Genomic DNA, 12,236 nt, shown 5'->3' with positions numbered 1-12,236 from the left:
CGTCACGCTCCCGGGACGAGACCGAGTTCCGCGCAGGCATCCAGCACCTCGGGGACACAGATCTGCTCCACCGTGTACAGACCGTCCCTGACCACGGTCTCCTCGATGTTGTCCTTGGTCAGAGCGATGACCGGGATGTACACGGTCGGCACCGACTCCTCGGTGGGCGTCTCGATGTCCGTGTGCGCGGCGGCGCCGAGCCCCATGCGCCGGGCCAGCAGGATGGCCATCTCGGCGGCGGCGTCCGCCTCGGTCGCATACTGCTTGTAGACGGTCATGTACTGGTCGCCCGCGACGATGCGCTGCACCGCGGCCAGCTCCGCGTCCTGCCCGGTGACGGGCGGGAGGTCGGTGACTCCGGCGGACTTCAGCGCCGTGATGACGCCGCCCGCCATGCCGTCGTTGGCGGAGTAGACACCGATGACGGTGTCCTTGCCGAGGGTGGCGATCGCGGCCTCCATGTTGGCCTGCGCGTTGTCCGGCTTCCAGTCCTGGGTGTCGTACTCCATGCCCACCTCGACCTTGCCGTCGAGTTCGGTGTGGGCAGCCTTCTTGAACAGGGCGGCGTTGGGGTCGGTCGGCGAGCCGTTCATCATCACGATCTTGCCCTTCGACGGGCCGGACCCCGAACCGCTGCCCTTGAGGGCCTCCAGCAGGGCCTTGCCCTGGATGTGCCCGACCTCTTCGTTGTCGAAGGAGACGTAGCCGTCGATCGGGCCCTCCGCCAGGCGGTCGAACGCGACGACGGGGACGCCGGCCTCGTCGGCCTTCTCGATCGCGCCGGCGATGGACTTGGAGTCCACCGCGTCCACGATCAGGACATCGACGCCGCCCTCCACCATCGATTCGAGCTGCTGCGCCTGCAGCGAGGCATCGTTGCGGGCATTGGCATAGCGGACCGTGCCCTTGTTGTTGGTGAGATGGGCTATACGCTCCTCGATGACCGGTTTGTCGAACTGCTCGTAGCGGGCGGCCTGGTTCTCCGGGAGGAGCAGTCCGACGACGATGTCGTCACTCAGCCTCACGCCCGGCTCCTCCTCGGCCCCGCAGCCCGCGAGGGGTACGAGCACGGCGCTGACGGCGGCCGCGAGGGCAGCACGGCGCAGATGTGCGTTCATTGGTTGAATCCAGCCTCCCTGAGAGGCTGCACTATTTGCAGCCAAGGTGGCCGAAATCCAACTGGTCGGATAGAGCAGCGTCAAGAGGTACCCGGCCAACGTAACGGCAACGTGATTCCCTGTAACCACGCATTCAAGCAGTTACACACCGGACGAGGCACGCCGAGCGCCCGCCACGGGAACAGCAACCACCCGCCACACCCGCTCCCGCACCGGTACCGACACACCACGCCGACCCTGCGGCCACCAGACGACGAACAAGCCCTCACCACCTCCAGCCCTCCCAGCACACACAGCACATCACCGCGGAACAGGCCCACCGATCCCGCCAAGCAAGCACCGCAGCCCCCGCCACCACCCCCTCGGACGCGCCCTGCTCGGCGGAACGGCTGTTCCGCCGCGTCTGGCCGCAGCAGCCGCCGAGCAGAGTCCCGCACCAGAGGGTGTCGTCCTCGTGAACACGGCGGCAGGCAACTCGACCGCTTCCATCCGCAGCATCAACGACTCATACGAGTCCACCCCGCTGAGCAGCGCCGTCGGGATCCGTCACCTGTCCGTGGGCACAAACTCCCCCATCCCCTCCTGCCAGTACATCCTCTGAGCGAAAGTCCCGCGTTCCGGGCCGGTGGAAGGTCGGGCCAGCAGAAGGTCAGGACACCATGGGCTCGGCCTCCACCTCGGCCAGCTTCACCGTGCACAGACCGCCACGTTCGCTCGTCACATCGGTCACCTTGAGCTGGGTGCCAGGCGCGAGGATGTACTCCTCCTCGCCGGTGAAGGCGGAGAAGGCGCGGATCCCCACCGCCTTCGTGGGGGTGACCTCGAAGAGCGTCCGCTTGCCGCGGCTGCCCAGGAAGGCGCGGGCGACGCCGGGCTCGGAAGTGCACGAGGACACGCCCCACCAGGTGACCGTCCGCCCGACCGGGTACTGCTTGCGCAGATCCAGGGACACACCGCGCCACAGCGGCCGGGTGTGGGCGGGAAGGCCCGAGACCGCCGAGAACAGCAGGCGCAGGTACGGCAGGTACGGCACGACCTTGCTTCGGTCCGCGGAGCGCAGCACCGCGTTGATGTCGCGGTAGAAGCCGGACTCACAGGTGTAGAGGTACAGCGCGGCGATCGCGTCGGCGGACAGACCGCCGGCCGTCTCGTCGGCCCGCCGCTTGCCGAACGCGTGGGATCTGTCGATGTGCCGGCCGAGCCCGCTCAGCACCTCGCTGACGGGGGCGACGGCATCCTCGAAGCCCATCAGCGGTGTGTCGAACACACCGCTGATGGCCGGCAGGACATGGCCCTCGTCCCTGACGCTGGTCAACCGCTCCAGGTAGAGCTGGTGCAGTTCCATCGTCGAGGCGATGAAGGCGCCCATGCGCGCGGCCACGTGGCCGTCCGCGCCGCCCTCGCCGGTGTCGGCGGCCGTCAGGCCGTCGTTCCAGCCTCTGCTCGGCAGCCAGTCGATGCCGTCGGCGCCCAGTGACGCAAGGGCCTCGTTCACCGTGGCGAAGTGCTCGCCCTCGCAGAAGACGTCGCCCTGGGCCGCCGGGTTGACATGGTCGATGTGCCGGACCTCGACACCGGGGTACTTCTTCTCGAGGCGCTGCACGACCCTCTTCAGGCTGCGGGCGTGGGCGCCCCACCACGCGAAGACCACGCCGCGGTCCTCCTCGTCGGCGTCCTGTTTGGCCTTGAGGATCTCCTCGACGATCCGCTCGGCGACGGGCCGCCAGAACCGGGTGTGCCGGTCGGTGCCCATCGAGCCGTCACCGCTGGCGGTGAGCGAGGCGTTCAGGAGCAGGACACCCTGGGTGAGCATCGCCTGGAACCACTCCGGCGGCTGGACCGTCTCGTGTTCCTTCAGCAGGGCTCGTACGTTGGAGATGGGCGTCTTCTTGACGATGCCGTACTTCCACATCGCCGCAGCCTTGATGAGGCACCGGATGCTGACGACCCGGCCGAACCGGCTGTCCTTCCAGTCGTGGAAGGTGTTGTCGAACATGGCTATGCCGGTGGCGCTCTCCGGCCGCGGGTAGGGGTTCTGGCCGAAGACGACGACCTTCCACTTGTGCGGCGGGTTGGGCTTGAGCGCCTGGAAGGTCAGCTCCCGGACCGGGACGACCTCCGGGCTGCGGCCCGGGCCGATGAACCGGGCGGCGTCCGGCTGCGCCTCTATGACGGGTCTGAGCAGCGGAAGCCAGGGTTCCCCGCCCCCGTTGAAGAGTCCCGTGAGGGCGAGCGGATCGTTCGCGTCGGGCTGCGCCGCCGGGTCGGAGATGTGGTCGCTCATGGGGGCAGGGCTCCCGGTGGTCGTACTGGCGGGGTGGGCGTGGCCGGTCGTGGGGGCCGCGGGCTGTTCTGCGGTGGGTGCGGGATCAGGGACGAAAGGAATGCCCTTTCGGCGGCATGATGCGCACCCGCTTCTCGACCGGCTCCTGCTCGATGCTTGCGAGCTGCGCGGTGATGGTGGCGCGCAGTTCGTCGTCGTCCTCGAACCAGTGGTCGTGGAACAGCGTGTATCCGGTCCACATGAGGTTGGCGCAGGCCCGGGCCGGCACGCGGCCGGTCCGCGCACCCATCCCGACGAGCGCGACGGAGCGGATGCTGTCCGGCGTCTTCCGGTTCTGCCGGTGGACGGCCTGGAACGCGGCAGCGCAGGCCAGTGCCACGTTCAGCGTGGCACTGACGTTCTGCGAGGACTGCACCATCGTGGGCGTCGATATCAGGTAGCGCGGGAGGGTCGCGCCGGAGGGGACGCAGACCGCGCTGCCCACCGGGAGACTGCCTCCGAACCGGTCGCGGATCGCGCGCTGCACGCGCAACTGGATGCCCGCGCCGAGGTACCGCTTGATGACGGCGTCGACTCCACCGTCCATCCGGCCCCGGGAGTTGGTCGGGGTGACCCAGGCGTCGACGTCCTCGTCGAGGATCGAGCCCCGGCGGATCTCGATGCCCGGCGTGTCGGCGAACGCCGCCCGCCACGCCTCCACGACGCCCTCGTCGACATCGGTCAGCACTACCCTCAGCGCGCTGTGCGCACGGCCCTCAGCCATCGTCCACTCCTGTCGGGGTACGGCCCTTCCAACACCCCTGACGCTATGCGCCGCCACTGACAACACCGGTACGCGACGGCCACGATGACCGGCCGTCACAAGGCACGGTCGGCCGCCAGCCGGGCCGCTGCCGGGACGACGCTGTGGACGGTGCGCCATGCGGACACCGGTGTGCCCGGACCCCAGTTGCAGTTGCTCCCGGCCGTGTGCGCCGCCTGGTGCGCGCGGCGCACAGCACCATCTGCTCCGAGGAGCCGTCTCGGTCAACCGGTCGAGACCGCCGCCGGATCCCAGCCCCGCCGCGGCACCGACGCCAGCAGCAGCCGTGTGTAGGCGTCGACGGGAGTGCTCAGCACCTCGCGTGTCGGACCGTGCTCGACGACGGTGCCACGCCGCATCACCAGGACCTCGTCCGTGATGTGCTCCACCACCGCCAGGTCGTGGCTGACGAAGACGAGCGCGACCCCGGTGTCCTGCCGGATCCCGGCGAGAAGGTGAAGGATCTGGGCCTGGATCGACACGTCGAGGGCCGCGACCGCCTCGTCCAGGACGAGGATCGCGGGGTCCACGGCGAGGGCCCGGGCGATGGCCAGGCGCTGGCGCTGGCCGCCCGACAGTTCGTGCGGGCGGGCCTGCGCCTCCCGGCTGCCCAGGCCGACCCGGTCGAGGAGCGTGCCGACCCGGGCGTCGGCCTCGGGGTGGCCGTGCAGGCGCAGGGCCGTGCGCAGGCACTGTCGGGCGGTGAGCCGGGGGTCGAGGGAGAGATACGGGTCCTGGAAGACCATCTGCATCTCGCGGGCGCGGGCGAGACGCTCGCGCCGGGAGGGGAGGCGCCGACCGGCCGAGCGATCCCTGCCGTCGACCGTGACGGTGCCCCGGTCGGGGCGGGCGAGGCCGACGAGCATGCGGGCGACGGTGCTCTTCCCGGAGCCCGACTCCCCCACGATGCCGATGGATCCGCCCCGGTGGAGGGTGAAGGAGACCTGGTCGGCGGCGGTCAGCCGGCCGCCACCGGGGAGCCGGTAGGTCTTGGTCACCGCGTCGACCGCCAGCAGCGGGGCCTGTGGCGACGGGATCCGGTCGTCGGCCTTCACTGGGTGCTCCTCACGGCCGGTGCGGCCGGTGGTAGGGCGGGGGCGGCGGCCGCCGCCGGGTCGGGCAGGTCGGTGAGGCGCCGGCAGTCGGCCGTGCCCCCGCCCTCGACGGCCACGGACTCCGGGCGCCAGGAGTCGCAGTCGGGTTCGCTGTGCGGGCACCGGGCGGAGAACGGGCAGCCGGTGAAGCTCTCCGCAAGGGAGGGCGGGCGCCCGGGGATCGGCAGCAGGGCGCGCGGGGTCTCGCCCAGTTCCGGCGAGCAGGCGAGCAGTCCTCGGGTGTAGGGGTGCCGGGCGTGCTCGAAGAGACGTTCCGCCCGCTGCTCCTCCACGACACGGCCCGCGTACATGACGTGGACGCGGTCGCAGTAGGCGGCGGCGAGGTGGAGGTCGTGGGTGATGAAGACGAGGCCCAGTCCGCGTTCGTCGCGCAGCCGTCGCAGCAGGGCGAGGATGCCCGCCTGGGTGGTGACGTCGAGGGCGCTGGTGGACTCGTCGGCGAGCAGCAGCCGGGGCTCGGCGGCCAGCGCGCCGGCGATGACGACGCGCTGGAGCATGCCGCCGGACAACTCGTGCGGGTACTGGCGGACGCGGCGTTCCGGGTCGGCCAGGCCGACGGTGTCGAGGAGTTCGACGGCCCGGCGGCGTGCGGCGCGCCTGTCGGTGGTGCCGGTGTGCAGGAGCCGTTCGGTGAGGAAGTCCCCGACGCGGCGGACCGGGTTGAGGGCGGAGCGGGGATCCTGGTGGACCATGGCGACCGTGCGGGCGCGGTGCCCGCGCAGTTCGGCGTCGGACATGGACAGCACGTCGGCGCCGTCGAGCATCACCTTGCCGTGGGCCCGTGCCCCGTCGGGCAGGATACGCAGGGCGGCCTTGGCGGTGGTGGACTTGCCGGAGCCGGACTCGCCGACGAGGCCGACGATCTCACCGGCGCCGACGCGCAGGGAGACGTCCTCGAGCACGGGGCGGGCGGCGCCGGGCAGATGCAGGGTCAGGTTCTCCATGTCGAGCAGCATGGTGCGCTACCTCCTGGCGCCGAGCCGGTCGGCGACCCAGACGCCGACCATGTTGAAGGCCACCACGACGGCGGCGATGGCGGTGCCCGGGACGAGGGCGGGCAGCAGGGCGCCCTGGACGATCGCGGCCTGTCCCTCCTGCACCATCAGCCCCCAGTCGGAGCTGGGCGGCTGGGCGCCGAAGCCGAGGTAGCTGAGGGTGGCGAGGCTCATGAGGGCCTCGCCGAACAGCACCACCAGGTAGCCGACGACGGAGCGGGCGAGGTTGGGCACGAGGTGGGCGACGCAGATGCGCAGTCCGCTCATGCCCTGGACGCGGTAGGCGTCGATGTAGGGCTTGGAGCGTTCGCCGAGGGCCACGCTGCGGGTGTACTTGGCGATGGTCGGGGCGAAGGCGAGCCCCAGGGCGATCACCGAGGTGGTGATGCCGGCGCCGAACACCGCGATGATCAGGACGACGAAGAGCAGGCCGGGGAAGGCGTACATGACGTCGGTGATCCGGGACACCAGGGCATCGACCCAGCCGCCGCGCCAGGCGGCGAGCGTGCCGAGGGCGACACCGAGGACGCCGGCGAGCAGGAGCAGCAGCAGGGGTGCGATCAGACTGGTGCGGGCTCCGTACAGGACGCGGGAGAGCAGGTCCTGGCCGGAGGCGTCGGTGCCGAGGAGGTGGTCGCCGCCGGTTCCGGCCAGGGAGGCCGACAGGTCGATGGCGTCGGGTGCGTAGGGGGCGAGCAGCGGGGCCAGGGCGGCGGCGAGGACCACCAGGCCGAGGAAGCCGGCGGCCGAGATCACGGCCCAGGGGCGGCGGGCGCGGGGTGGCGCGGGGGTCGGGAGGGCGCCGACGGGGACGGCGGTCATACGGGGCTCCTCACGGCCTTGAGCCGGGGGTCGAGCACGGGGTGGACGAGGTCGACGACGCTGGTGACCACGATGTAGGAGGTGACCATCAGCAGCAGGACCGCCTGGGCGACGGGGAAGTCGTGGCTGTTGATGGCGCCGACGAGCAGGGAGCCGATGCCACTGAGGCCGAAGACGGTCTCGATGGCGACGGTTCCGGCGAGCATGCCCGCGGTGACCAGGCCGCACATGGTGACGATGGGGCCGAGGGCGTTGCGCAGGACGTGGCGGCGGACGATGTGGCGTTCGGGCAGTCCGGCGGCGCGCGCGACGGCCACGTGGTCGGCGGTGCCGGCGTCGACCATTGCCTGGCGGGTCACTCGGCTGACGACGGCCAGTGCGCCGAGTGCCATCGCCATGGCGGGCAGGGTCAGGTGGTGGACCGTTCCGGCGAACCCGCTGCCGCTGCCGCTGACCGGGAACCAGCCGAGCCGGACGCCGAAGACCGCGACCAGCGCGATCCCCCCGACGAAGGACGGGACGGAGGCGGCGAGGGTGGTGCCGCCCACGACCGCGGAGTCGATCCAGGTACCGCGGCGGACCGCGGCCAGCACCCCGGCGCCCACGCCCAGCAGGACGAACAGCACGGTGGCGTAGCCGACCAGTGCGAGGGTCGTGGGCAGCCGGGAGGCCAGCAGGTCGGAGACCTGGTCGCTGTACTTCAGGGAGCGCCCGAGGTCGAAGTGGAGGCAGTCCCAGAGCCACCGGCCGTACTGGACGGCCATGGGCTCGTCCAGGTGGTACTGGGCCCGGACCTCGGCCAGCCTTTCGGGGGTGAGCTTGTCCCGGCCCCCGGCCAGGAAGACGGCGGGGTCACCCGGGGCCGCGTACACGGCGGCGAAGATCACGAAGGACGAGGCGAGCAGTGTCGCGACGATCCCCGCGAGCCGTCGGCCGATGGCGACGATCATGGTGGGTCAGCCTCTCTTCGCGCCCAGGTCGGCGGCCCAGGGGTAGTACAGGTACGCCATGGAGGCGGGCGGGCCGGTCAGCTCGTCATTGATCACCAGGGCGGTGGGCTGCTGGGCGATGGGGATCCACACCTTGGCGTCGCTGAACTCCTGCTGGATGTCCACGACGAGGGCGGCCCGCTGCTTGTCGTCCAGAGCGGCCTGCGCTTCGGCGACCTTGCGGTCGTAGGAGGCGCTGCGGAAGCCCACCCAGTTGTCGGAGCTGCCGGACAGGGCGTTGTCGTAGAGGCCGATGGGGTCGCTCTTGGAGATGTACCAGTCGGCGACGAGGACGTCGATGTCGGCGCGGGCGGCCTTGTCGCCGTAGAACTCGCCGTACTCGGCCGAGGGCACGGTCCTGATCTCCCCCTTCAGCCCGATCCGGGCGAGGGCTGCGCGGACGGCGTTGGCGATGACGAGGCGGCCCTGGGTGCTGTCGGTGCCGATCACGATGGGGCCGTCGGGGGCGTTCTCAGCCTTCTCGACGAGGCCCTTCGCCTTGGCGATGTCCTCGGCGTCCGGACTCGCGGGGGCCTCGGTGATCTTCTTCTGGGCGGCGGCGAAGGTGTCTCTCTCGTAGCCCCATGATCCGGAGCCGACGGGGGTGCCCCAGGGTTCGACGAGTCCGCCGTAGCCGGACTCGGCGATGCCCTGGCGGTCGAGGGCCAGGGAGAGGGCCCGGCGGATGTCGGGGTCGGCGAGACCGCCGCGCTCGGTGGGGATGAGGGCGAGGGTGGCGGTGCTCGGGCCGAAGTACTCGTCGATTCCGTCCTTGCCGTGGAGGGCGGCCGCGGTGTTGACGGAGTCGGCGTAGGTGCCGTCGGCCGCTCCGGTGGTGAGCGCGTTGACCAGGGCGCTGTCGGCGGCCCAGCGGAAGACGACCTTCCTCGTGAGCGGCTTCTCTCCCCAGTAGTCGTCGGCGCGGGTGATGGTGACGGAGTCGCCGGACCTCCAACTCGTCAGCTCGTACGGTCCGGAGCAGGCGTCGCCCTGTCCGGGGGTGCCGAAGTCCTTGCCCGCCTTCTCGACGAGCCGGCGGTTGTAGACCAGTCCCGCGTCGCCGGCGAGGGCCTTGGTGAAGAGTGCGTCGGGCTGCTTGAACTTGATGGTGATCTCGCCGGGGCCCGTCGTGGACATCTTCGAGACGTGCTGGAACTCGTCCGACTGCTCCATCTCCGGCTCGGCGTGGCGCCGCAGGCTGTAGAGGACGTCGTCGGCGGTCATGGGGGAGCCGTCGTGGAAGGTGACGCCGTCGCGCAGGGTCAGGACCAGCGTCCGGTCGTCGGGTCTGCTCTCCTTCTCGGCGAGGAAGGTGCTCACCGACATGTCCGGCTGGAGCCGGTACAGGCGTTCGCAGACGTTGGTGAGGACGGCTCGGCCGGCGCTGCCGCCCCGGGTGTCGAGGTCGAGCGACTCGGGCTCGTCCTCGAGCATCCAGTCGACGGTGTCCACCTCGCCGTGGGCCGCGGGGGTGGTCGGGGTCAGCTTGAGCTTGGTGACGTCGACCTTGGCGTCGCCCCCGGCGGACGTGCCGGTGTCGGCGCCGCTGCACGCGGCGGTGAGTGTCATGGCCGCGACCACGCCGGCGGCTGCGATACAGGACTTGAGGTTCATGGCAGTACTCCTGAGCAAAAAGTACAGGGACGTGGCTCGATCACTTCGGGGCGTGGGGGCCGTCGTAGAGGTTCCAGGGCAGGTGCTGGTACTCGCGGTCACAGGGAGTGCCGGCGGTGACGTGGTAGTCGCCCGCGGTGAGGTCCACGCAGGAGGACACGAGCGTCTCCCAGTGTTTGACGGGAGGCTGTCGGGGGTCGCTGTGGGTGCACAGCGACCCCGGGAAACCGAGGTGGTCCGAGAGCGCCTGCTTGATCAGCTTGCGGGACTCGTCGGGTCCGGTGGCCTCGCGCAGTGCGCGCAGGCCCTCCTCGGCGCGCGGTACGCGCACGAGGGAGTCGGGGGCGATGGGCCGGTAGCCGGCGGCCAGGGCGGTGGGGACGCCGGCCTGGTAGTGGTTGCCGTGCACCAGGAGCCCGTCGGTGGGGTACATCCAGCCGTGCCCGGCCGGGGTGGTCTCGACGTCGATGGAGAAGCCCTCCCGGCAGGTGAGCAGGGCGTTGCTGGCGATGTGGGCGCGGGTTCGGAACAGGACGTCCAGCGCGTCAGTGACGGTGGACTGGTCCAGGACCCTGCGCCGGATCACGGTCTGCGGGAGTCCTACGGCGTCGTCGAAGCGTCCGCCGAGTCCGTTGGCATTGAGGGCGAGACCCGCGGAGTTGGCGCCCTGGCGGCCGATCTGGCCGGCCTCGACCTGCATGAGCAGGGTGGGCTTCGGCGGCTGGACGATCCGGAGCATGACGACCGTGTCGGCGACTCCGGCGCGCCAGTCCCAGTTCTGGCCGGCCCAGACATGGCCGTTGCCGCTGGCCTCGCCCAGTGCGGCGAAGGAGGTGCAGCCCTCGGGGGCCTCCTCCTCGGCGCGCATCCGCATGAAGGAGTCGTCGTAGATGACCTCGCCGCGGGCGTTCAGGGCGAGGATGTCGAGCAGGTCGTGCCCGGCTCCGTCGGCGATGCCCTGCATCTCCTCGAGAAGGTCGGGCGCGTGGTCCCGGACGGGCTCCAGCCAGCGGGCGGCCCGGGCCGTGACCTGCTGCCAGGTGAGGCCGGAGGAGAGGCCGAACGCCTCCGCGTAGTAGCCGAGGGCGGCCTCCAGCTGGACGGCGACGGCCTCTCCGTACTGCCGGCCCCGCTGGGACGGGGTCCCGGAGATCTCGACGACCGGAAGGGTGGTGTTCATGGAGGGGCTCCTCGCGAAGACGTGCGGTAACCTCTGTTTCAGGAATTTTGATTCCTGGAATGCGATGTTCAGAGAGTAACGCCGGAACCGTGGGAGTCAAGAGCTGTAATGGAGATTTCAGAAGCGGATGGTGGCGTGCCGGGCAGCGCGGCCCCCGGAGGCATCACCCGCCTGCGCGCACGGGTCCGTGACCTGTGGGACGGCCTGTCGGCCTCGGAGCGCGACGTCGCCCGGTACCTGGTGAGCGCGCCGGCCGAGCAGATCATGTTCGCCAGCGCACAGGCCCTCGGCTCGTCCACCGGCACCAGCAACGCCACGGTCGTCCGGGCCCTGCAGCGCCTCGGCTACGCGGGCCTGCCCGACCTCAAACGGGAACTGGCGGCCGACTTCACCGCCGGGCAGGCCCCCGACGTCCGGCTGGCCAAGCGCATCGCCCATGTCGGCAAGGACCTGGCCAAGATCCGCGACGAGGTGTTCGACGAGGCCCGGGAACGCATCGACCAGTGCAGGCGCCTCGCCGACACCGAGCCCCTGGAACGGGCGGTCCACGCGCTGGCCGAGGCGCGTGAGGTCTTCTGCTACGGGGTGGCCGCCTGCGAGCTGGCCGCCCGCCACCTCGCCCGCTCACTGGGCCGCATCGGCCGCCGCGCCCGCTTCGTCGGCGCCACGGGCTTCGCCCTGGCCGACCCGATGCTCGCACTCGGCCAGGGCGACGCGGTGGTGATCTTCCAGCCCGGACGGCAGCTGTACGAGCTGAGCCTGCTGGTGGAGCGGGCGCGGGCGGTCGGCGCCCGGGTCGTCTTCGTCACCGACGAACTCAGCGAGGCCTTCGGCGACCGCGCCGACGCGGTGCTCCTCGCCCCCGACACCCCCACGGGCAACACCAACGATGCCCTGACCGGCCTGCTGATGGCGGACACCCTCCTGCTGGCCCTGACCACCCTGGACGAGACCTCGGCGGTCGAACACTCCCACCAGCTGAACGCGCTGCGGGAGCAGTTGCTGGCGTCCGGGGAGCAGCGGAACAGACGCGGGTGACCCCGGCCGGCGGCCCTGGCGGGCCCACCTCCGTCCCCGCGGCCTCATCCGCTGGAGGCGGCCGGAGAAGCCCCCCTTCTGATTGCGCCCCAAGGGGTCACGTGCGGCGCCGCGCCCGAGGCCCGGCTGGATGACCCCGTCGCCCCCGGCAGCACCTTCCGCCGGGTGACCGCGGGCCTGTCCATCGCTCCATCCGCTACGAGCTCGGCGCTCGGCGGCGCATCCTGTGGGGCGTCCCGCCCCCGGCAGCACCGATGGACACGAGTGGACCTTCACCGG

The 12,236-nt window shown here is 71.1% G+C and carries 11 protein-coding genes; 2 read left to right on the top strand and 9 right to left on the bottom strand.

Features of this window, described 5'->3' with window-relative positions:
* Positions 1–2: 2 nt before the first annotated feature.
* Positions 3–1,118, bottom strand: coding sequence for a sugar ABC transporter substrate-binding protein (locus NPS70_RS27075; RefSeq protein ID WP_256527082.1), 1,116 nt, complete (start codon positions 1,116–1,118; stop codon positions 3–5).
* Between the two features lie 454 nt (positions 1,119–1,572).
* Between NPS70_RS27075 and NPS70_RS27070 the strand changes: the two genes are divergently transcribed.
* Entirely contained in the window at positions 1,573–1,719 is a 147-nt protein-coding gene (locus tag NPS70_RS27070) for a hypothetical protein (protein ID WP_256527081.1), read from the top strand.
* Positions 1,720–1,767: 48 nt separating this feature from the next.
* On the opposite strand, the gene NPS70_RS27065 is transcribed toward NPS70_RS27070, so the two are convergent.
* From NPS70_RS27065 to NPS70_RS27030, 8 genes are all read right to left on the bottom strand, one after another.
* A complete protein-coding gene (locus NPS70_RS27065) occupies positions 1,768–3,402 on the bottom strand; it encodes an ADP-ribosyltransferase domain-containing protein (protein WP_256527080.1) in 1,635 nt (544 codons plus the stop codon).
* Between the two features lie 85 nt (positions 3,403–3,487).
* Complete coding sequence (locus NPS70_RS27060) at positions 3,488–4,165, bottom strand: macro domain-containing protein (RefSeq protein WP_256527079.1); 678 nt, start codon at positions 4,163–4,165, stop codon at positions 3,488–3,490.
* Positions 4,166–4,428: 263 nt separating this feature from the next.
* Complete coding sequence (locus tag NPS70_RS27055) at positions 4,429–5,259, bottom strand: ABC transporter ATP-binding protein (protein ID WP_256527078.1); 831 nt, start codon at positions 5,257–5,259, stop codon at positions 4,429–4,431.
* Positions 5,256–6,275: an ABC transporter ATP-binding protein gene (locus tag NPS70_RS27050; RefSeq protein ID WP_256527077.1), complete on the bottom strand. Its 1,020-nt coding sequence runs from the start codon at positions 6,273–6,275 to the stop codon at positions 5,256–5,258. Before NPS70_RS27050 ends, NPS70_RS27055 begins: the two co-directional genes overlap by 4 nt.
* A 6-nt stretch (positions 6,276–6,281) precedes the next feature.
* Positions 6,282–7,136, bottom strand: a complete 855-nt coding sequence (locus NPS70_RS27045; RefSeq protein ID WP_256527076.1) for an ABC transporter permease — start codon at positions 7,134–7,136, stop codon at positions 6,282–6,284.
* Positions 7,133–8,086, bottom strand: coding sequence for an ABC transporter permease (locus tag NPS70_RS27040; RefSeq protein WP_256527075.1), 954 nt, complete (start codon positions 8,084–8,086; stop codon positions 7,133–7,135). Before NPS70_RS27040 ends, NPS70_RS27045 begins: the two co-directional genes overlap by 4 nt.
* 6 nt (positions 8,087–8,092) lie before the next feature.
* Positions 8,093–9,739, bottom strand: coding sequence for an ABC transporter substrate-binding protein (locus NPS70_RS27035; protein WP_256527074.1), 1,647 nt, complete (start codon positions 9,737–9,739; stop codon positions 8,093–8,095).
* A gap of 40 nt (positions 9,740–9,779) precedes the next feature.
* Positions 9,780–10,919 carry a C45 family peptidase gene (locus tag NPS70_RS27030; RefSeq protein WP_256527073.1) on the bottom strand — a complete coding sequence of 380 codons (1,140 nt, stop codon included), beginning with the start codon at positions 10,917–10,919 and terminating at the stop codon, positions 9,780–9,782.
* A gap of 108 nt (positions 10,920–11,027) precedes the next feature.
* Between NPS70_RS27030 and NPS70_RS27025 the strand changes: the two genes are divergently transcribed.
* Complete coding sequence (locus NPS70_RS27025) at positions 11,028–11,957, top strand: MurR/RpiR family transcriptional regulator (protein ID WP_256527072.1); 930 nt, start codon at positions 11,028–11,030, stop codon at positions 11,955–11,957.
* Positions 11,958–12,236 lie beyond the last annotated feature (279 nt).

It is taken from the genome of Streptomyces sp. C10-9-1 (assembly GCF_024497955.1).
Classification (GTDB): domain Bacteria; phylum Actinomycetota; class Actinomycetes; order Streptomycetales; family Streptomycetaceae; genus Streptomyces; species Streptomyces sanyensis.
This window is presented reverse-complemented; position numbering and strand designations above follow the sequence as displayed.

Bases quoted from the DNA above. Each gene is read 5' to 3' on its own strand.
- NPS70_RS27045 (WP_256527076.1), bottom strand. From the start codon at position 7,136: ATGACCGCCGTCCCCGTCGGCGCCCTCCCGACCCCCGCGCCACCCCGC.
- NPS70_RS27075 (WP_256527082.1), bottom strand. From the start codon at position 1,118: ATGAACGCACATCTGCGCCGTGCTGCCCTCGCGGCCGCCGTCAGCGCC.
- NPS70_RS27025 (WP_256527072.1), top strand. From the start codon at position 11,028: ATGGAGATTTCAGAAGCGGATGGTGGCGTGCCGGGCAGCGCGGCCCCC.
- NPS70_RS27050 (WP_256527077.1), bottom strand. From the start codon at position 6,275: ATGCTGCTCGACATGGAGAACCTGACCCTGCATCTGCCCGGCGCCGCC.
- NPS70_RS27060 (WP_256527079.1), bottom strand. From the start codon at position 4,165: ATGGCTGAGGGCCGTGCGCACAGCGCGCTGAGGGTAGTGCTGACCGAT.
- NPS70_RS27030 (WP_256527073.1), bottom strand. From the start codon at position 10,919: ATGAACACCACCCTTCCGGTCGTCGAGATCTCCGGGACCCCGTCCCAG.
- NPS70_RS27035 (WP_256527074.1), bottom strand. From the start codon at position 9,739: ATGAACCTCAAGTCCTGTATCGCAGCCGCCGGCGTGGTCGCGGCCATG.
- NPS70_RS27065 (WP_256527080.1), bottom strand. From the start codon at position 3,402: ATGAGCGACCACATCTCCGACCCGGCGGCGCAGCCCGACGCGAACGAT.
- NPS70_RS27040 (WP_256527075.1), bottom strand. From the start codon at position 8,086: ATGATCGTCGCCATCGGCCGACGGCTCGCGGGGATCGTCGCGACACTG.